Source organism: Streptococcus sp. 5905 (assembly GCF_013276505.1).
Classification (GTDB): Bacteria; Bacillota; Bacilli; order Lactobacillales; family Streptococcaceae; genus Streptococcus.
The window spans coordinates 247,719-266,452 of sequence record NZ_VMLC01000001.1 but is presented as its reverse complement, the minus strand read 5'-3'; the positions used below and the strand labels follow the sequence as shown (position 1 = coordinate 266,452).

Sequence of the window (18,734 nt, the reverse complement as noted above, 5' to 3'; positions counted from 1 at the left end):
TTTTATCAGGAAATAATAGTACAAACAAGTTTAAAAAACAATAATTGTCTGGGGACAAAAATGAAAAAGAAAAACTTAGGAAATCAATCCTAAGCTTTCTTTCGAAGAGAAAACATGACAAATACGGAAGTCACTATTAACCAGCATCCTAGAATGGTGAAAACCAGCATCCCGTTTTGAGTGACCATGCCGATAGCTCCCAGGACGAATGGTGTCGTAAAGGCCCCAAAGCTACATCCTAACACTGCAAAAGACGTTGCCTGATTAAGGAGGTTAGCTGGGATTCTTTCAGAAAGAAGCTGAAAGACAGTGGTCAAGGCTACGCTGTAGGCAAAACCTGCCACAATACTTCCAACTACCATCACACCCAATGACGGAGACAAGGCAATCACAATCTGTCCCAATCCAAAGGTGATACCTGACCAAAGGAGCAACCTTTCTTTAAAGAGAGAAATCAAGAAAGAAAAACTCACGCCAGCCACAATCCCAATCAACTGCATGATACTTAAAACCAAACTCGATAACTGGGCATCTCCTAGACCTCTTTCCACCATCAGACTAGGAATACGAATGGTGATAGCTGTGTTGGTGCAGACAACAACTGCTGCTTCGACAGCCAATAGAAAAATTAAGCCTTTCATCTGTCCTGTCAAACGAGTCATTTCGGCCTCTTTTTTCTTTGTTTCTTTCTTTTCTTTCCCATAAGGGACAAAGAGCAGATAAAGAATCAATACTAAAAATCCCGCACTGTAGGCCAAGAAGGTCACTGTCCATCCCAAGGATAAGAGTTGACCTACCACTAGAGTCAAAATCGACGCCCCGACAACTTCTGCTGATCCGCGAAGACCCAACATCTGGATCCGTGTCTTTCCATGATAGCGTTCGCTGATGATAGAAATGGCCTTGGCATTGATCATTCCAACACCCAAGCCAAATAAAATCCGCATAGCAAAGACAAAGTTATAATCCTGATACCAGAAGGGAGCTGTTCCACCGATAGAGAGGATGAGAAGTCCCAGACTAATCTGAAGACGTTCAGGAAACAAACGCTCTAGCACCCCGTTTAAGACTAGCATAATCATAATCCCAAAAGAAGGGAGACTGACTAGGAGCTCGATTTGTTCTTTGGGGTAGCCTTGATAGTAGTCAAACATGGCTGGTAAGGCACTCGAGATGGAAAAGGAGGTAATCAAAACGAGGGAGAGGGCCAAAATACTAGCCCGTTCTAAAAATTGTTTCATGAATTTTCTTTCTGTATATTTCTCACTGGTGATCCTTTTAAAAGGAAGAGGGCAAGAAAAGAAGGAGCCCGATTGAACTAGAGACTTCGTCCTAATTTCCCTTATAGGAAGACTATTTTCGCTTGATTTGCTTGATCAGATAGAAGATAAAGCCTGCAACCATATACGCCGCAAAAATGATCAAACACCATTTGATAACCACGTCCCAACCCTTATTCACATTTAAAAAGAAATAAGGGAAGGGATTGTCCTTGGAATTCGGAATATTGAGTTTTAAGACCAGACCGTTAAACAAGGCAAAAATCATATAAACCAAGGGCAAGACGGTCCACAAGACTGGATCCCAGATCTTGTATTGACCCTGTTTATCAAAGAAGAGGGTGTCGGCTAAAAACCAGAGTGGAACGATATAGTGGCAAAGGAAATTTTCCACACGGTAAAAGTCTGTCGCGATCGGAGCAAGCATAAAATGGTAAATCACACAGGTAATCATGATACTCATGGTAACGCCACCCTTGAGACGAAGCAGGGTCGAACTTTGCCAATTTTCACCTGAACGGCTCATCACACGGAGCAGATAGCCCGTGAAAATCGTTACCAAAAGATTAGACAACACAGTGTAGTAAAGGAGCATACCAAAACCACCGTGCTTGGTAATCTCCAAATAAACTCCTGTAAATGCCGCTAAGAACAAGAGCACACGACTATAAAAGATAAATTTATAATTCAGTTTCATGGCTAGATTTTCTTAACAAATTCTGATTTGAGTTTCATAGCTCCAAAACCATCAATCTTACAGTCGATGTTGTGGTCACCTTCTACAATACGGATATTTTTAACACGAGTTCCTTGTTTCAAATCCTTAGGCACCCCTTTTACTTTCAAATCCTTGATAAGGGTTACAGTATCTCCGTCAGCCAATTTGTTTCCATTGGCATCGATAGCAACAACACCTTCTTCTACTTCTGCAACTTCTGCAGGATTCCACTCATAGGCACACTCTGGGCATACCAAGAGATTTCCATCTTCGTAGACATATTCTGAATTACATTTTGGGCAATTTGGTAAGTTGTTCATGGGTTCTCCTTATAACATTTCACTATTTTTTGACAATCAAAATTTCTCGAACAGCAACTATTATACCGTAAAATCCTACATTTGACAATGATTCCTAAGGGCTAGCAAATAAAAAAGTCATGCACCTTTTTACAGTTACATGACTTTTAAAAGATGATTGGTCATGGGTACTTATCAAGCACCTCATGATAAAAGGGGTAGCAACTATATCTTACAGACCAGGAGCTTGTCCAAGTTCTGCTGTAAGCATCCAAACTGTTTTCTCAAGTTCAGCCTTAGCCCCAACAAAGATATCGTTTGTAACATCATCACCTTCTTCATCAGTTACATCCAAAGCTTTTTGGAAAAGAGTGATGAGGTAGCGATAAATAGCTAGAACACGTTCCAAGCTTTCTTCAACGTTACGGAATTCTCCTTCTTCTTCTTCGATTTCACTGTGTTGAAGGAATTCTGTCAAAGTTGAATAAGGTTTGCCACCAAGGGTGATCAAACGTTCACTGATTTCGTCAAGATAACCATCAAGACTGTCCATATATTCATCCATTTTTGGATGCCATACGAGGAAGCCACGACCACGCATATACCAGTGAACTTGGTGAAGGGCAACGTGAGCCACATACAAGTCCGCTACTGCTTGGTTCAATACTTCCTTTGTTTTTGCCAATGCTACTGGCGCTGTTTTAGATAATGTTGTTACATCTTTTACTGCTTCTTTTTTCAATTCAACCATATTTCTTACCTCTTTTCATTTTTTTGTAACCATCTTCTTAGTGGTTACAATATAAGTATACTACTACCAGAAAACGATAGCAAGGAAAGTGTACTATCTGAGAAAAGTTTTAATAGACTGATAATTTAAGAATAGTCTAGACAGTTTTGATTAACTGACTTGATCAGATTTACCCGAAAATTGGCTTTGGTACAAGTCATAATAAAAGCCTTTTTCTTGGAGCAAGCTTTCATGATTTCCCTGCTCAATAATCTGTCCATCCTTAAGAACGAGAATCTTGTCTGCTTCTTGAATGGTAGAGAGACGGTGGGCGATGACAAAGCTGGTTCTTCCCTTCATCAAGCGTTTCATAGCTTTTTGAATCAAGAGTTCCAAACGGGTGTCAACAGAGGAAGTCGCTTCATCCAGAATAAGAATTTTAGGATTGGCTAGGAGAGCACGCGCGATGGTCAAGAGTTGTTTTTGTCCGAGGGAAATATTACTTGACTCTTGGTTCATCTCCATGTTGTAACCACCAGGAAGAGTTCGGATAAAGTGGTCTACATTTGCCGCTTTGGCAGCCTCTACAATATCCTCATCACTGGCATCGAGATTTCCAAAACGTAGGTTTTCTTTGATCGTCCCTTCATATAGCCAAGCATCCTGCAAGACCATCCCAAACTGACGGCGATAGTCTTGACGTGACAACTGGCGAATATCCTGCCCGTCAACCAAGATTGCGCCTGCTGTGACATCGTAAAAGCGCATAAGCAGATTGATTAAGGTCGTCTTACCAGCTCCAGTAGGGCCAACAATCGCCACCATCTCTCCCGGTTGAACTTCCAGATTAAAGTCTCGTATCAATGGTTTGTTTTCAACATACTGGAAGTCAACCTGCTTGAAGGTCACCTGACCTGTTAAGGGTTCAAGGATTTCAAGTTCTTCTCCCTTGACTTCCTCTGTCTCATCCAAGATGTCGAAGATACGGTCTAACGAAGACTTGGCACTTTGCATTTGACCCGCAAGTTGTGTGATGTTTTGGATAGGCTGACTGACCTGCCAAACGTACTGAACAAAGGCCTGCATATTCCCCACTGTCAAACGACCCGCAATCACTTGCAAACCACCAAGAACCGCAACAATCAGATAGGTCAAATCCGATACAGCATGAAGGGCTGGCATCATGAGTCCAGAGATAAAACTGGCTTTAAAACCAACACGTTGGAGGTCATCTGTAATCTTAGAAAATTCTTTATGAGAAGTTTCCTCACGACCATAGAGTTTCAAAACATTAAAACCTGTGAGATTTTCCTGCACATAGCCATTCATCCGACCTAAAATAGCTGCCTGCTCTTTAAAATAAGGCTGAGAACGTTTCAGGATACTTCTGGCACCGAAATAAGTCACTGGAATGGATAGAATCACCACTATAGCTAGTTGGAAGTTCAAGTATAAAACCATTCCCATCACGAGGACAATCGTCAAAACAGCATTGACAATTTGAAGGAAAGACTGTTGAAGAGCGTTAGACACTGTCTCAACGTCACTGGTAAAGCGCCCCAACAAATCACCAAATTGGTGTTTGTCAAAGAAAGATACTGGGATACGATTGAGCTTTTCAGTCATTTCATTTCGCAGATCTTGGGTCATGGACTGGACCGCATTGGTCATGAAATAGTTGGAATAATAAGAACCAAGTTCATACAAGAGACCTCTAAAGAGGTAAATGATTAAAACCGTTCCGATGTAGCCAGTATTGATACTAGCACCTGAAAGGCCCTTAGCCATATCTAAGAGATTCTTTGTCAACTCCGTAATGGCTAGCCCCAATACAAAAGGCTCCAAGACACTCATGATTACGCTTAAAACTTTTAGAAAGACTGCAAAAAAGACAGAAAAACGGTAGGCTTTCAAATAGCTCCACAAACGAGCCAAACTAGATTGTGTTTTCATATTTCCTCCTATTCTTCTGTGAGAGATACATTTTTCAACTGCGACTCAGCAATCTCACGATAGATATCATTGGTTTCCATTAATTCCTCATGCCGACCGCGACCCACGATTTCTCCCTTATCAAGAACGATAATCTGATCCGCATCCATGATGGTTCCGACACGTTGAGCGACGATTAAAACCGTAGCATTCTGTGTTACTTCCTTGAGACGACGGCGTAAAATAGCATCCGTACGATAGTCCAGAGCTGAGAAGGAATCGTCAAAAATATAGATATCAGGATTCTTTATAACCGCTCGGGCAATTGAGAGACGTTGTTTCTGTCCTCCAGAAAGGTTGCTTCCGCCTTCAGCTAGATGAGTCGCAAAGCCTTCTTCTCGGCTTTCGATAAAATCTTTGGCTTGCGCCACATCCGCTGCCTGATGTAGGTCTTTGTGACTAGCATCTTCCTTCCCATAGCGGATATTTTCAGCGATAGTTCCTGTAAAGAGCAAGGCCTTCTGCGGGATAAAACCAATCTTTTGACGGAGAGACTTGAGGCGGTAATCCCTCACATCAACACCATCTACTTTGATTTTTCCAAGTGTGACATCGTAAAAGCGAGGAATCAATTGCACAAGAGAGGACTTGCCCGATCCGGTCGATCCGATAAAGGCAATGGTTTCACCCGGTTTAGCGCTGAACGAAATGTTATGCAAAACAGGATTTTCCGTCTCACCAGGATAGGCAAAGGTGACATTTTCAAATTCCAAATAGCCATGGGTTGCCGTCTCTCTGACGCCTCCTTCATTTGGATCAATAGAAATCGGCATATCCATGACTTCTTTCAAACGTTCACTCGAAACGGCTGTACGAGGGTACATGGTGAAGAGATTGGATAGGAAAAGGAAGGACAAGAGAGCGTGGAAACTATATTCGATAAAGGCTACCAGGTCCCCAATTTGCAGAGAACCTTGTTTGATAGGGTCCAGAGCGAACCAGACAATAGCTACAATCATGGCAATGATAATCTGAACAAACAAGGGTTCTGTCAGACCAGTTAGTTTAAACAGACGATTGGAATTAGCTGCATAGACTGCATTTTGTCCTGCAAAACGTTCCTCTTGAAACTCCTCACGGGCAAAGGCACGAATGACACGGAGTCCCATCAGATTTTCCCTGACATATTGATTGATCTTGTCTAATGTAGCCTGCTGCTTCTCTGACAGAGGTCGAGTCTTGACCGCTACATAAATGACCACCACGGCTAAGAAAGGTACTGCAAAGGCCACTATCCAGGCTAATGACGGACTGGTCAGGAAGATCATTAAGATACTAGACAGCATCATCATGGGGGTGATGACACCCAGTTTTAAGGTCTGTTCTGCAAACTGCATGAGAATAAAGGCATCACTGGTAATGCGAGTAACCAGTGAAGACACTCCAATCTTTTCATATTCATGATGAGAATACTCTTGTAATTTGGCATAGAGATCATCCCTCATATCCTTGACCATATTGGTCGTTAGCTTACTAGCAGCGTAGGCTAAGACTATACGCCCCAAGGTTCCACATAGGATAATCACTAGCATAATTGCAGCCCAAGCATACAATTGCTGTTCATTCCCTTTATTCACACCTTCATCAATCATCCGAGCCAGAACAGTTGGCAGTCCAAGATTGACGATAACAAAGAAAACCGCGCCAAAGAAATCCAAGAATAACCACTTGGGATATTTTTTCAAATAAGACCAAATATAGAGCATAACTCCTCCTTTCATAACTTTTTAATACAGAAAAGAGCGCGCATCCGCACGCCTTTCCTTCCCTAAGGAACTTTCCTAGTCGGAAAAATTCCTTTTCACAAGAATACTCCAAGTAAAAACAAGACAGGCAGTCAAAGTCACCTGGTACTTTTGACTGTCTGTCTGGAATAAGCTAGATTATTTTACAAAATCAAGCAATGCCAAGAAGCTTTCAGCTTCAAGTGACGCACCACCAACAAGGGCTCCGTCAACGTCTGGGCAAGCCATGTATGAAGCAACGTTTTCAGGTTTAACAGAACCACCGTATTGAACACGAACTTTGTCCGCAACTTCTTGACCAAAGTCGGCTGCTACAACGTCACGAACAACTTTACACATTTTTTGTGCGTCGTCTTGTGAAGCTGATTTACCAGTACCGATAGCCCAGATTGGCTCGTAAGCGATAACTGATGCAGCAACTTGTTCAGCAGTCAATCCAGCCAAAGCAGCAGATACTTGAGCACCTACGAATTCAGCAGCTTTACCAGCTTCGTAAGTTTCAAGTGACTCACCACAACAGATGATTGGAAGCATACCATTTGCAAAGATCGCTTTTGCTTTTTTGTTGATATCTTCGTCAGTTTCATGGAAGTAGTCACGGCGTTCTGAGTGACCGATAACAACGTAGTCAGTACCGATTTCTTTCAAAACTTGTGGGCTAGTTTCACCAGTGAAAGCACCTGCATTTTCAAAGTAGCAGTTTTGAGCAGCAACTTTAAGGTTTGAACCTTTAGCAGCAACAAGAACAGTTGTCAAATCAAGCGCAGGAGCTGCGATACCGGCTTCAACAAGATCTGATGAAGGAAGTTTTGAGGCCACGGCTTCAACGAATGCTTTTGCTTCTTCTGGATTTTTGTTCATTTTCCAGTTACCAGCGATAAATGGTTTACGTGACATTTCACATACCTCTTTTTTCATTTTATTCACTATTATTCTATCATATTTATAAGGAGCTTGCAAATCTTACTCTAATTTACAAGATTTTCCGAGCGGCTACTCTTGCCACAAATTCATAGCATCGAGGAAATCAGCCGAAGCTTGCACTTGTTTAGGATTGTTAGCTTCTCGCTCTGCTCGTTTGGCCTCTACCTGAGCCACAGACTGAATGCCTTCATGGCGCCAATTCCGAAGGATGGCCTGAATATATTTCCAGTTTGGTTTGCCATTTAGAACAGCCTCTCGGAGAGCTTCCTTGATCAAATCCGCCTTAACTCCGTCTTCTTTGACAGTCTTGAAAAGATCTTCGATTTCAAATGGCGTTAGCAAGCGTCCCAATTCCTGCTGAAAAGTCTCAACCAGATCCTTCAATTGATTTTGCGGGTTTGGGGCAGTTGTAGCTGGAGTCTGACTGTCCAACAAGTTATCCAAGCGTTCAAAAGCCAAACTAGCATCAAAAATAAGCTCAATTTCCCCATTTAGTTCAATCGTTCGATATTGTAGTAGCCCATTTTCAGTCAAATTTGAAATGGATTGGTTGACATCTGCTAGCTCTTTACCAATAATTTCAGCAATCTGGCTTGGCGACAGCTCATCCAAAGCTGATGTGTTTTGTAGATAAAAAAATTGCCAGACGAGAAAATCATCACTGGAAGGAAAGAGTTCCTTAAAATGCAAGAGCAGGGCACTTGGCAAAACCAAGTTCCCTGATTTGAAAGCGTCAAAATATGTCATAATTCCTCTTATAAATATCCAAATGCAGCCGCATCATCCTCTACCTTTCTCCAGTCAAAAGGGGTTTCTTGATAAACTGCATAGTTAACCCAGTTACTGAAAAAGAGAGCAGCTGAAGAAGACCAACAGAGACACGGTGTCTCATTCACATCATCATTTTTGAAGTAATTTTCTGGAATGTGAGGATTAAGTCCTGCCTCACAATCACGAAAATACTCTTTTGCTAGAGTATCACGGTCATATTCTAAATGACCAAAACTATAAATTTCACGAAGATCCCGACTGGCTAAAATAGAAACGCCGACTTGTTCTCCCTCAGAGAGGATTTCCAGATTGGTTTTTCCTAAAATTTCCTCCTTATAGATTTCTGTATGACGAGAATGGGGAGCTACATAGCTATCATCAAAACCACGAAAGAGAAGATGGCCCTCTTTCAAGGTATCCTGCGGGTAAATGCCTGACAATTTCTGAGCCATCTGATGCTTTTCAACTCCATAGCGAGCATAAAGACCTGCTTGGGCACCCCAACAGATATGCAGGGTAGAAAAAACATGTGTCTTGGACCATTCGATGACCTGCTTAAACTCCTCCCAGTAGTCCACCTCCTCAAAAGGCAAGTGCTCCACCGGAGCTCCTGTGATGATCATCCCATCAAAAAAGTCATCCTTAACCTCTGGGAAGGTCTTATAGAAGGTCTCCATATGTTCGGCACGAGTCGTCTTTGAACGATGCGTCTCCATATACAAGAAATCAATATCTAACTGTAGGGGCGTATTGGCCAAATGCCGTAAGAGCTGCGTTTCTGTCACAATCTTTTGGGGCATAAGATTTAGAATCAAAATCTTCAAGGGGCGAATATCCTGATGAGCAGCTCGTTGATCGTCCATGACAAAGATATTTTCTGTCCTTAAAATCTCAACAGCTGGTAATTTTTTTTCAATCCGAATCGGCATAATACCCTCCTAACAGTTCTCTATTTCGGGAATGATGTTGTCTGTTTGAAAGTAAAAACCTCCAAATACTTCTTCCCTTTATTATACTGTATGAAGATATAGTTTTCAATTATAGTTTTTCTCTAACTAGCTATAGTTAATTTATATAGCAGATGAAGAGAAAACAGCCCCAAGGACTGTTTTTCATTAATAATGTATAAGTACCTTGTAATCGTAATCTCCGATTTTTTCACGGCCTTTAAGCTCATCAAGCTCAATTAAGAAAGCACAACCAGCTACAACTCCACCAAGTCTTTCAATCATCTCAATCGTTGCCTTGACAGTTCCACCTGTTGCCAGAAGATCATCTACGATGAGAACGCGTTGACCTGGCTTGATCGCATCCGCGTGCATGGTCAAGGTATCAATACCGTACTCTTTCTCATAGTCAGCAGAAATGACTTCACGTGGCAATTTCCCTGGTTTACGAACAGGTGCAAAGCCAATCCCCAACTCAAAAGCAACGGGACAGCCGACAATAAATCCACGAGCCTCTGGACCCACGATCATGTCGATCTTCTTATCAGTTGCATACTGAACAATTTCACGAACAGCGTAGCTATAAGCATTTCCATCTGCCATCAAAGGGCTGATATCACGGAAGGTGATGCCTTCCTTAGGATAATTTTCAATCGTTGCGATATAATCTTTTAAATTCATCTTTTTCTTTCTTTCAAAGTTTTTACTCTCTATTATACCATATTTTCTGTGAAAGAAGAAATAGAAGATTTTTATTTGCTAATCCAAGATTTCGTCTTGCTGATTTAAGATTCAAGCTTTAATCCAACCATTGAATATAGGCTGTTTTATCTTCACTATTATAACCAGCTCCCTTATAAAAATTCTGAGTGCTTGCATTTTTAGAACCTGTCAGGAGCATCATCTTATAACAATTTCTCTCTTTAGCTATTTGTTTAGCATATTCAAGACAAGCGCTTGCATACCCTTTCCCTCTATCTTCTTCTCGGGTCACCACATTTTCTATCAAAGCATAGGGTCTCACACCTCTTGTCAAGTTGGGAATGATGACACAAATACAGGAGGAGACTATTCTTCCTTCCACCTCCTTCACGATAACATGATGGCGCTGGTCAGAAATCATCTCACTCCATACTTGCTGCAAATGAAGACTATCTTCTGGGATTTCTTTCTCATGTAAGGACAGGTAGAGATTTAATAACTCAAATAAATCCTCCTGTACAGCTTCTCTCAACAATTTTATTTCCTCCAATCCTTTGTTGATAGATTTGAATAAAAAAACTCTGACCGAAGCCAGAGATTTTAGTTGATTAAAGTGAGTTCACATCAACCTTGATACCAACACCTTGAGTAGTTGTGATTGTCAAGTTTGTTACGTAAGTTCCTTTAGCTGTAGCTGGTTTTGCTTTTTGGATTGTTTCGTTGAAAGCTTTAAAGTTTTCAACCAATTTTTCAGCTTCAAATGATACTTTACCGATGATTGCTTGAACGTTACCTGCACGGTCAGCACGGTAAGTGATTTTACCACCTTTAGACTCTTCAACTGCTTTAGCAACATCCATTGTTACAGTACCAGTTTTAGGGTTTGGCATCAAGTTACGTGGTCCAAGGACACGTCCAAGACGTCCAACAAGAGCCATCATGTCAGGTGTAGCGATAACTACGTCGAAGTCCAACCAACCGTCGTTGATTTTTGCAACAAGGTCATCTTCACCAACGAAGTCTGCACCAGCAGCTTTTGCTTCTTCAGCTTTTGCACCACGTGCGAAAACAAGAACGCGTGAAGTTTTACCAGTACCGTTTGGCAATACCATTGCGCCACGGATTTGTTGGTCAGCTTTTTTAACGTCGATGTTCAAGTTGTATGCAACTTCTACAGTTGCGTCAAATTTTGCAAAGTTAGTTTCTTTTGCAAGTGCTACAGCTTCTTCTACGCTGTACGCTTTTGTGCTGTCGATTTTCTCAAGTGCAGCACGAAGTTGTTTGCTTTTTTTAGCCATTTTCTATTCTCCTTGTAAGTGGTTCAATCGATTTTCATCTCCCACGTCACTTCTCGAAATGATGAAGTCTTGCGGGTTATATTGGGGTGTTATTGATTAGTCAACAACAGTGAATCCCATAGAACGAGCAGTACCTTCGATCATACGCATTGCAGACTCAATGTTTGCTGCGTTCAAATCTGGCATCTTAGTTTCTGCAATTTCTTGTACTTGTGCACGAGTAACTGTAGCAACTTTAGTTTTGTTAGGTGTACCTGATCCTTTTTCAACACCTGCAGCTTTTTTCAAAAGAACAGCAGCTGGTGGTGTTTTTGTAACGAAAGTAAATGATTTGTCTTCGTATACTGAGATAACAACTGGAATGATCATACCAGCTTGGTCAACTGTACGAGCGTTGAACTCTTTTGTGAATCCCATGATGTTGATACCAGCTTGACCAAGAGCAGGTCCAACTGGTGGAGCTGGTGTAGCTTTACCAGCAGGGATTTGCAATTTTACAAGTTTTTCGACTTTTTTAGCCATTTTTAAATCCTCCTTTGTGGTTTTGGCGGTAATTAGAGATTTTTACCTCCCACAAGTATGCTTTACACATACCTTTCCATTATACACTATTTATCTAAAAATGCAAGAGAAAAATTACTTTTTTAATCGACGTAATCTCCGCCTTCAAAGCCATAGTATTCTTCCAAACTGAGGCCACTTGTAGCAATTTCTTGGGCTTCTTTTCCAACGTAACGAAGATGCCATTCTTCTGCCATGTAGCCAGTCTCTTTTTCCTTGCCTTTGAGATAGCGAACGACAAAGCCATAGTCAGCTGCATGATCCAAGAGCCATTGAGCTGCTTTTTCTTCTGTTACCAATTCTCCATTAGTCCCAATCAAATCAAAAGCAAGACCTGTTTGGTGTTCACTGTATCCAGGGCGAGCTGAGTAGCGATCTGCTGCTTCCTTACCATCTTGATTCACATAGTCTTGATAAAGTTTGGTTTGAGTTTCATAACTTCTAAAACCACTGTAATGATCGCTGATTGGGTAGCCAGCTGCTTGCATTGCTGTAATAAGTTTGACCAACTCTGCCTTGGCTGTTGGATTTTCTCCTGGATTGTAGTCTTTTGACAAAGGATAGTGCTTATTAGCTACGACGATTTCATCGTATTTTCCTTGTATACTATAGTGGTCTCCCTTATTCACAACTTCTGCCTTCTTCTGACTAGAAGCTTGAGATTTGCTTCCTACAGTCCCTTCAGATTGGCTAGTTTGTTCCGTTTTTTGAGTATTTTCTTCATTTTTAAGTTTTTCTTGAGAACATGCTGCTAGAGTTACTGCTAGCAAACCGGATAAAACGATATATCTTTTTTTCATTTTTTGCTTCCTCTCTTAGACCATGTGCTTCTCTAATTCATCGGATAAGGCTTTAATCATTTGTTCCAACTCAGGGGATTTCACTTGGCAATCTTCTGCCGCCATTTCTTCCCAGGGTACCCACCAGACTGGACCACGGCCATTCAATCCATGCCCCCTCATATCACCTGATCGTCTTGGAAAGAGGTGCCAGTGGGCGTGGGCATCTCCATTTCCTAAAAGTTCGATGTTCATCTTTTCAGCTTTAAACGCTTTGGCAACAGCTTCTTGGACCAAACTCATTTCCTCTAGAAAACGAAGTTTTTTAGAAGTCTCCATCTGATGGAGTTCTGTGACATGCTCCTTTGCTAGAAATAAGGTATAGCCCTTAAAGTATTGATGGTCTCCAATGACAACATAGCCTGTTTCTAGTTCTTTTACAAAGTAGGGATTTTTCCCTGCCTTTATCCATTCAATTCTTTGACAAATCAAGCACATATTAGTCTACCAATGCACTCTTGAGATAGGCATCGACCATACGCTCAGTCGCCACGACCGAATCAATGTGTGTTCGTTCGTAAGAGTGACTGGATTCAATACCAGCTCCAAGGAGGGCATGCTTTACCTCTGCACCTGCTGACATAGCTGCGGAAGCATCCGAACCGTAAAATGGATAAATGTCAAGCTTAAATGGAATATCTTGCTCCTTTGCCAAAGCCACTAAATGTTGACGGAAGTCATAGTGATAGGGACCTGAAGCGTCCTTGACACAGATAGATACTGTATATTCGTCTGTCTGCTGGTCATCGCCCATAGCCCCCATATCCACAGCTAGATATTCCACTACCTGAGCTGGAATATTGGAGTTGGCACCGTGGCCCACCTCTTCAAAGACTGAAAAAGCAAAATGAGTTGTTACTGGCAACTCAATTCCCTCTTCCTTATAAACACGAAGAAGATTGAGCAAAATCGCTGCGCTGACTTTGTCGTCCAAATGGCGAGACTTGATGAAACCAGTCTCTGTCACAACAGTTCGTGGGTCAAAGCTGATGAAGTCACCAACCTCGATGCCTAAGGCACGGGTTTCTTTTTCATTGGTCACTTTTTCATCCAAACGCACTTCCATATTGTCCTGAGTGCGTTCAGCAGTTCCTGCATCTTTGTAGACATGGCAAGAAGTCTGGTGGATGAGGATGGTTCCAGATACCTTTTTACCTGTGCTAGAAACATGGACTGTACAGTTTTCTCCCTCAATCATGTTCCAAGGAAAACCACCGATACGGTCCAATTTGAGACGACCGTCAGGTTTGATAGCACGTACAATGGCACCAAGCGTATCCACATGGGCAGTCACATAACGTTGTTGCTCATCATTTTGACCTTTAATAGTAACATTGATACCACCCTTGGCTGTGCGAACAGGCTGGTAACCAAGTTTCTCTAAAGTATGGACTAGATAGTCTGAAATCTCACGAGTAAAACCTGTCGGAGATGCAATAGCGGTTAATTCTTTGATATAGTTTATTGTTTGATTCATTTCTTCACCTCTTTTGCTACCTATTATAGCATATTTCAGTAGAGAGGAAAAAAGAAAAATCACTCCTGTAAAGTTGACTTACAAAAGTGATTTCTATTTTTTATTCCATCTCAAAAACATCACTCTCTTGCTTGTTTGGTAGAACCAATGAAAGCAAGATTCCGATAATTGCTGGCACTAACCATGGTAGAGAGGCAGTTGCAAAAGGTAAAGCATTCACAAGGTTTGCTAGAAATTCAATCTTAAAGGAACTTCCAAGGACACTTGCAAGAGCAATAGCTGTAACAAGCCCAATGGTTAACTGCATGCCTGGTTTTGATAGGGCGACAAACTTATTAACAATCACAATCATCACAATCGCGATGGTGATTGGGTACAAGATTACCAGTACTGGAACTGAATACTTAATGATTGCATCAAGACCAAGATTTGCAATAGCAAATCCAATCAAGGTAAAGGCAGTTGCATAGACCTTGTAGCTGATTTGTGGGAAACGTCCATTAAAGAACTCAGCTGTAGACACAATCAAGCCAACTGTCGTTGTGAAGCAGGTTACAGTTACCATAACAGCAAGGAAGAGTTGAGCTGTCGAACCAAAGATTTCCTGAGTTGCTTGCGACAAGATATAAACACCTGGTGTTCCACCCTTCATCGCTTCTGCTGGTACTGGGAAATGATTTCCAAGGAATCCTAGACCAATATAGAGAGCGCTAAAGGCAAGAGCTACAACGATACCAACCACCCAAATGGTTGAAATGTATTCTTTCTTACTGGAGAAGCCAAGTTGTTTCAAGGTTTGAACAGCGATTACACTGAAGGCCACTGAGGCTAGGGCATCCAAGGTGTTATAGCCTTCTAGGAAACCTGTCCCAAAAGCAGAAGATTGATAGGCTGCTGAAGCTACTTGAGGACTAGTTCCACCGTATTTGAAAGCTCCTAGAACAACTAAGATAACAATCAAAATCGCAAAGACTGGCGTTAAAACACGTCCGATTCGATCCAAAATCTTTGAAGGGTTGAGTGAAATCAGATAGGCTGCTGCAAAATACAGCACAGTAAAGATAATCAATCCTAGACCTTTATTTGCTTCAGACAAGAGGGGGCTAATCCCAACTTCATAAGCTGTTGTAGCTGTACGCGGAATAGCAAAGAAGGGACCAATCGATAGATAGAGGACTGCAAGATAAAGCGTCGCAAACCAAGGTGAGATTTTCTTAGAAATCTCGTGAATGTATCCTTTAGGGTTTAGCGTTCCGATGATGAGCGTTAGGACAGCAATCCCGACACCCGAAAATACAAAACCTGCGATGGCAGGAAGAAACTGTTCTCCAGATAGTGCACCTAGAGAAGGCGGAAAAATCAAGTTTCCCGCACCAAAAAATATTCCAAACAGGAGCAAGCCTGTTAGGGCACCTTTTTTAGCCATAAAAATCTCCTTCATATTTCTAAAATACTGACCTAGTATACCATGATTAAGACTCTGAAAAAAGTATCCAAAATTAATCATTGAATGTTTTCAATATTTTCAAAAATAAGAATTATCTAAAAACAACTTTCTCCTACCTAGTCCACACCAAGTAAGAGAAATGCAAAATTTTAAAGATTTTCAAAGGCCGTCATGCCACCTTGGACATTGATAACCTTGCATCCATGCTCCTCTAAGAACTGGCAAGCACAAGCTGAACGAATGCCCGACTTACAGATGACATAATAGAGTTGGTCAAGTTCCAACTCTTGGTAGCGATCCGCTAACTCAGAAAGAGGAAGAAGCTGGACTCCTTCTAAGTGAAGGGCATCATACTCCTCCTGCTCACGAACATCTAGAACGTGTAAGTTTTCTTTCTGATAAGCTTGGTAAAAACTCGAAAATGGAATTTCTTTCATGATTTCTCCTATAAAATTTGTTATGGAAATGTTAATATTTCATAGCTAAAGTCAATAGCCTCTAAAAATCGGAACAAGTCTTGGGTTTTAATAAAGATGGTCTTTTCATTAGTATTGGGATGGAAAGTCATGATATCCTCCGATACAATGTCCTTATCAAAATAAACTAGAATATCTTTTTCTTCATTATTTAACAAACCAAAAGGTGATACCGTTCCTGCTGGTAGGTTCATTTTCTCAGCCAAGGAGTCCAATGAGGCCATGCGAATCCGATTGGCTCCCACTTGAACTTTAAAGTCATCCATATCCAATCGTTTCTTGTCACCCATGATGAGCAGATAGTACTGGGTTTTCTTCCTATTGGTCAAAAACATGGACTTAGTCCGGACTCCTTCCATTCCTTCAATATAGCTATCTGCCTGCTCCGTCGTAAATACAGGCGGGTGCTCCACCACATCAAAGGTGATTCCCAACTCTTGCAAGGTATTAGCTACTTGTTGATAGGCATCCATAGTTTTTCTCCTTTATTGATGAATAATCTTTTGTACCAATGCTTTCAAATCTGGCACCACTTCTGATTCAAACCAAGGATTCTTAGCCATCCAGATTTGATTACGAGGAGAAGGGTGAACTAGGGGGAAAAATTCTGGTAGATAGTCTTTGTAGTGTTTTACCCGCTCTGTTACCTTGCCACTAATTTTCTCATGTAAATAGTAGGCTTGGGCATACTGACCAATCAAAAGGGTCAATTCAATATTGGGACATTCCTTGAGGAGTTGTGGGTGCCATTTTTCGGCAAAGCCTTTACGGGGTGGAAGGTCGCCTGATTTTCCATGTCCTGGGAAATAAAAGTCCATGGGAATAACTGCAAACAAGCCCGAACTGTAAAAGGTATCTTCATCTACACCTAGCCAGTCCCGCAAGCGATCACCACTCTTATCCTTCCAATAAATCCCAGCTTCTTGCGTTTTAAACCCCGGAGCTTGACCGACAATATTGATGCGAGCAGTTTTTGGCGCCGCAAAGAGAGGTTCGATTCCGCGTTCTGTATAGCTGGTATTCTGTGGATCCGTCATAATGGCTTGCTTGATTCTTTCGATTTGAGACATCTGTTTTCCCTCCAAAAAGAAGTCCAAGCATAAAATCTCAGACTTCTATCGTTTTATTTGATCAATTCATAAATAGCTTCTGCATAAATTGCTGCTGCTCGGAAGAGATCGTCCAAGGCGATAAATTCATTGGCTTGGTGCATAGTATCGATTGAGTCCGGGAACATAGCACCGTAGGCAACCCCACGTTCTAACAAGCGACCGAAGGTACCACCCCCGATGACTTGTTCATGACCTTGAAGTCCAGTTTGTTTTTCATAGACATTCAACAAAGTTTGCACAAGTGGGTCTTCCATTGGCACATAGTGAGGGGTGTGACCGTGTTCAGAAAGGCTAACAGAAGCAACTGGCAAGGTCTCAAGGATTGACTTGATTTGTTCTGGACTTGTTCCTTTTGGATAACGGAAGTTGAGGGCAATGGTATTGTCAGCATTTGTTTCATCGAAGCGGAAGACACCCGCATTCATAGAAAGGGCACCCATCTTTTCATCCACATGAGCAACCTTGAGATTTTCACCCTCATGGTCGTTCAAAAGAATTTTTCCAGCAATGTCAAGATAGTCTTTTGCAGATCCTGCAAAGTCAAACTGACTGAGGAATAAGGCGAGGTAAGTCGCTCCGTTGACACCAGAAGCAGGCATAGCACCATGGGCTGATTTACCAATCACAGTCACCTTGTACTGACCGTTTTCTTCTTGAATTTCTCCTCTGAGTTTGTGTTCTGCAACAAAGGCATCTAATTTAGCTTGCAAGTCAGCCAGGTCGCCTGAAACAACTGCTGTTGCTGATTCAGGTACCATATTTTCACGCAATCCACCTGTGAAGCTGTGAAGACGGGCAGCGCCTGCATTTTCACCTGCAAAGTGAAGATATTCAGTGATGTTTCCTTTTTCACCATTGATGATTGGGAATTCAGCATCTGGAGAAAAGCCGAAGTCTGGTTTCGCTAATCCTACATGGTCAAAATAGTAGTCCATGTCTGCCCAACCTGATTCTTCATCAGTTCCCACAATAAAACGAACTTTCTTAGAAGTTGGAAGTCCCAATTCTTTGATGATTTTCAAACCATAATAGCAAGCTGTTGTAGGCCCCTTGTCATCTGAAGCTCCACGCGCGTAGAGGCGACCGTCCTTGACGGTTGGTGTGTATGGATCAGTGTCCCAACCGCTACCAGCTGGCACCACGTCCATGTGAGCAAAGATTCCGAGAACTTCTTCTCCTTCACCAAACTCAAAATGTCCTGCGTAGTTGTCGACATTCTTAGTTGGGTAGCCATCACGATCTGCGATTTCAAGGAATTTTTCCAAGGCTCTTACTGGACCAGGTCCAAATGGATGCTGAGCGTCCGCCTTGCTGTCATCACGTTCTGAGTTGATTTCCAAAAGGCTGAACAAGTCAGCCAAGAGGTCTTCTTTGCGTTTTTCTACTTCTGCTGTAAAATCAATTGCTGTCATTTTT

Annotated in this window: 21 protein-coding genes; all 21 read right to left on the bottom strand. The window is 41.8% G+C overall.

Annotated elements, in window-relative coordinates:
- Positions 1 to 89 precede the first annotated feature (89 nt).
- A complete protein-coding gene (locus tag HT680_RS01265; protein WP_173257669.1) occupies positions 90 to 1,241 on the bottom strand; it encodes an MFS transporter in 1,152 nt (383 codons plus the stop codon).
- A 112-nt stretch (positions 1,242 to 1,353) separates the two neighbouring features.
- Positions 1,354 to 1,977: a Pr6Pr family membrane protein gene (locus tag HT680_RS01260; RefSeq protein ID WP_173257667.1), complete on the bottom strand. Its 624-nt coding sequence runs from the start codon at positions 1,975 to 1,977 to the stop codon at positions 1,354 to 1,356.
- A gap of 2 nt (positions 1,978 to 1,979) precedes the next feature.
- Positions 1,980 to 2,318 (bottom strand): zinc ribbon domain-containing protein YjdM, encoded by a 339-nt coding sequence (locus tag HT680_RS01255; RefSeq protein ID WP_173257664.1) that lies wholly within the window; start codon positions 2,316 to 2,318, stop codon positions 1,980 to 1,982.
- A gap of 211 nt (positions 2,319 to 2,529) precedes the next feature.
- Positions 2,530 to 3,048 carry a Dps family protein gene (locus HT680_RS01250; protein WP_096407969.1) on the bottom strand — a complete coding sequence of 173 codons (519 nt, stop codon included), beginning with the start codon at positions 3,046 to 3,048 and terminating at the stop codon, positions 2,530 to 2,532.
- Positions 3,049 to 3,198: 150 nt separating this feature from the next.
- Positions 3,199 to 4,980 carry an ABC transporter ATP-binding protein gene (locus HT680_RS01245; RefSeq protein ID WP_173257662.1) on the bottom strand — a complete coding sequence of 594 codons (1,782 nt, stop codon included), beginning with the start codon at positions 4,978 to 4,980 and terminating at the stop codon, positions 3,199 to 3,201.
- 8 nt (positions 4,981 to 4,988) lie between these two features.
- The gene (locus HT680_RS01240) at positions 4,989 to 6,725 is read right to left on the bottom strand and encodes an ABC transporter ATP-binding protein (RefSeq protein ID WP_173257660.1); all 1,737 of its coding nucleotides are present in this window, start codon (positions 6,723 to 6,725) and stop codon (positions 4,989 to 4,991) included.
- A 177-nt stretch (positions 6,726 to 6,902) separates the two neighbouring features.
- Positions 6,903 to 7,661 carry a triose-phosphate isomerase gene (gene tpiA / locus HT680_RS01235; RefSeq protein WP_042901359.1) on the bottom strand — a complete coding sequence of 253 codons (759 nt, stop codon included), beginning with the start codon at positions 7,659 to 7,661 and terminating at the stop codon, positions 6,903 to 6,905.
- Positions 7,662 to 7,757: 96 nt separating this feature from the next.
- Complete coding sequence (locus HT680_RS01230; protein ID WP_173257658.1) at positions 7,758 to 8,435, bottom strand: DnaD domain-containing protein; 678 nt, start codon at positions 8,433 to 8,435, stop codon at positions 7,758 to 7,760.
- An 8-nt stretch (positions 8,436 to 8,443) separates the two neighbouring features.
- The gene (gene metA, locus HT680_RS01225; protein WP_173257656.1) at positions 8,444 to 9,388 is read right to left on the bottom strand and encodes a homoserine O-succinyltransferase; all 945 of its coding nucleotides are present in this window, start codon (positions 9,386 to 9,388) and stop codon (positions 8,444 to 8,446) included.
- 186 nt (positions 9,389 to 9,574) lie between these two features.
- Positions 9,575 to 10,087 (bottom strand): adenine phosphoribosyltransferase, encoded by a 513-nt coding sequence (locus HT680_RS01220; RefSeq protein WP_173257654.1) that lies wholly within the window; start codon positions 10,085 to 10,087, stop codon positions 9,575 to 9,577.
- 118 nt (positions 10,088 to 10,205) lie between these two features.
- Positions 10,206 to 10,643 (bottom strand): GNAT family N-acetyltransferase, encoded by a 438-nt coding sequence (locus tag HT680_RS01215; protein ID WP_173257652.1) that lies wholly within the window; start codon positions 10,641 to 10,643, stop codon positions 10,206 to 10,208.
- Between the two features lie 73 nt (positions 10,644 to 10,716).
- Positions 10,717 to 11,406 (bottom strand): 50S ribosomal protein L1, encoded by a 690-nt coding sequence (gene rplA / locus HT680_RS01210; RefSeq protein WP_001085675.1) that lies wholly within the window; start codon positions 11,404 to 11,406, stop codon positions 10,717 to 10,719.
- 96 nt (positions 11,407 to 11,502) lie between these two features.
- Positions 11,503 to 11,928, bottom strand: coding sequence for a 50S ribosomal protein L11 (rplK, locus tag HT680_RS01205; protein WP_173257650.1), 426 nt, complete (start codon positions 11,926 to 11,928; stop codon positions 11,503 to 11,505).
- Between the two features lie 122 nt (positions 11,929 to 12,050).
- Positions 12,051 to 12,767 (bottom strand): LD-carboxypeptidase LdcB/DacB, encoded by a 717-nt coding sequence (gene ldcB, locus HT680_RS01200; protein WP_173257648.1) that lies wholly within the window; start codon positions 12,765 to 12,767, stop codon positions 12,051 to 12,053.
- 15 nt (positions 12,768 to 12,782) lie between these two features.
- Complete coding sequence (locus tag HT680_RS01195) at positions 12,783 to 13,244, bottom strand: HIT family protein (protein ID WP_173257646.1); 462 nt, start codon at positions 13,242 to 13,244, stop codon at positions 12,783 to 12,785.
- Position 13,245: 1 nt separating this feature from the next.
- Positions 13,246 to 14,283, bottom strand: a complete 1,038-nt coding sequence (locus HT680_RS01190) for a M42 family metallopeptidase (RefSeq protein WP_173257644.1) — start codon at positions 14,281 to 14,283, stop codon at positions 13,246 to 13,248.
- Positions 14,284 to 14,383: 100 nt separating this feature from the next.
- Complete coding sequence (brnQ, locus tag HT680_RS01185) at positions 14,384 to 15,709, bottom strand: branched-chain amino acid transport system II carrier protein (RefSeq protein WP_173257642.1); 1,326 nt, start codon at positions 15,707 to 15,709, stop codon at positions 14,384 to 14,386.
- Between the two features lie 170 nt (positions 15,710 to 15,879).
- Positions 15,880 to 16,167: a rhodanese-like domain-containing protein gene (locus HT680_RS01180; protein ID WP_173257640.1), complete on the bottom strand. Its 288-nt coding sequence runs from the start codon at positions 16,165 to 16,167 to the stop codon at positions 15,880 to 15,882.
- A gap of 20 nt (positions 16,168 to 16,187) precedes the next feature.
- Positions 16,188 to 16,679: a prolyl-tRNA synthetase associated domain-containing protein gene (locus tag HT680_RS01175; RefSeq protein WP_173257638.1), complete on the bottom strand. Its 492-nt coding sequence runs from the start codon at positions 16,677 to 16,679 to the stop codon at positions 16,188 to 16,190.
- A 12-nt stretch (positions 16,680 to 16,691) separates the two neighbouring features.
- Positions 16,692 to 17,276: a uracil-DNA glycosylase family protein gene (locus HT680_RS01170; protein ID WP_173257636.1), complete on the bottom strand. Its 585-nt coding sequence runs from the start codon at positions 17,274 to 17,276 to the stop codon at positions 16,692 to 16,694.
- 53 nt (positions 17,277 to 17,329) lie between these two features.
- Positions 17,330 to 18,730 (bottom strand): dipeptidase PepV, encoded by a 1,401-nt coding sequence (gene pepV / locus HT680_RS01165; RefSeq protein ID WP_173257634.1) that lies wholly within the window; start codon positions 18,728 to 18,730, stop codon positions 17,330 to 17,332.
- Positions 18,731 to 18,734 lie beyond the last annotated feature (4 nt).

Excerpts from the sequence above, each read along its gene's own strand:
- HT680_RS01265 (WP_173257669.1), bottom strand. The coding sequence starts at position 1,241 with ATGAAACAATTTTTAGAACGGGCTAGTATTTTGGCCCTCTCCCTCGTT.
- HT680_RS01260 (WP_173257667.1), bottom strand. The coding sequence starts at position 1,977 with ATGAAACTGAATTATAAATTTATCTTTTATAGTCGTGTGCTCTTGTTC.
- HT680_RS01255 (WP_173257664.1), bottom strand. The coding sequence starts at position 2,318 with ATGAACAACTTACCAAATTGCCCAAAATGTAATTCAGAATATGTCTAC.
- HT680_RS01250 (WP_096407969.1), bottom strand. The coding sequence starts at position 3,048 with ATGGTTGAATTGAAAAAAGAAGCAGTAAAAGATGTAACAACATTATCT.
- HT680_RS01245 (WP_173257662.1), bottom strand. The coding sequence starts at position 4,980 with ATGAAAACACAATCTAGTTTGGCTCGTTTGTGGAGCTATTTGAAAGCC.
- HT680_RS01240 (WP_173257660.1), bottom strand. The coding sequence starts at position 6,725 with ATGCTCTATATTTGGTCTTATTTGAAAAAATATCCCAAGTGGTTATTC.
- tpiA (WP_042901359.1), bottom strand. The coding sequence starts at position 7,661 with ATGTCACGTAAACCATTTATCGCTGGTAACTGGAAAATGAACAAAAAT.
- HT680_RS01230 (WP_173257658.1), bottom strand. The coding sequence starts at position 8,435 with ATGACATATTTTGACGCTTTCAAATCAGGGAACTTGGTTTTGCCAAGT.
- metA (WP_173257656.1), bottom strand. The coding sequence starts at position 9,388 with ATGCCGATTCGGATTGAAAAAAAATTACCAGCTGTTGAGATTTTAAGG.
- HT680_RS01220 (WP_173257654.1), bottom strand. The coding sequence starts at position 10,087 with ATGAATTTAAAAGATTATATCGCAACGATTGAAAATTATCCTAAGGAA.
- rplA (WP_001085675.1), bottom strand. The coding sequence starts at position 11,406 with ATGGCTAAAAAAAGCAAACAACTTCGTGCTGCACTTGAGAAAATCGAC.
- rplK (WP_173257650.1), bottom strand. The coding sequence starts at position 11,928 with ATGGCTAAAAAAGTCGAAAAACTTGTAAAATTGCAAATCCCTGCTGGT.
- ldcB (WP_173257648.1), bottom strand. The coding sequence starts at position 12,767 with ATGAAAAAAAGATATATCGTTTTATCCGGTTTGCTAGCAGTAACTCTA.
- HT680_RS01195 (WP_173257646.1), bottom strand. The coding sequence starts at position 13,244 with ATGTGCTTGATTTGTCAAAGAATTGAATGGATAAAGGCAGGGAAAAAT.
- HT680_RS01190 (WP_173257644.1), bottom strand. The coding sequence starts at position 14,283 with ATGAATCAAACAATAAACTATATCAAAGAATTAACCGCTATTGCATCT.
- brnQ (WP_173257642.1), bottom strand. The coding sequence starts at position 15,709 with ATGGCTAAAAAAGGTGCCCTAACAGGCTTGCTCCTGTTTGGAATATTT.
- HT680_RS01180 (WP_173257640.1), bottom strand. The coding sequence starts at position 16,167 with ATGAAAGAAATTCCATTTTCGAGTTTTTACCAAGCTTATCAGAAAGAA.
- HT680_RS01175 (WP_173257638.1), bottom strand. The coding sequence starts at position 16,679 with ATGGATGCCTATCAACAAGTAGCTAATACCTTGCAAGAGTTGGGAATC.
- HT680_RS01170 (WP_173257636.1), bottom strand. The coding sequence starts at position 17,276 with ATGTCTCAAATCGAAAGAATCAAGCAAGCCATTATGACGGATCCACAG.
- pepV (WP_173257634.1), bottom strand. The coding sequence starts at position 18,730 with ATGACAGCAATTGATTTTACAGCAGAAGTAGAAAAACGCAAAGAAGAC.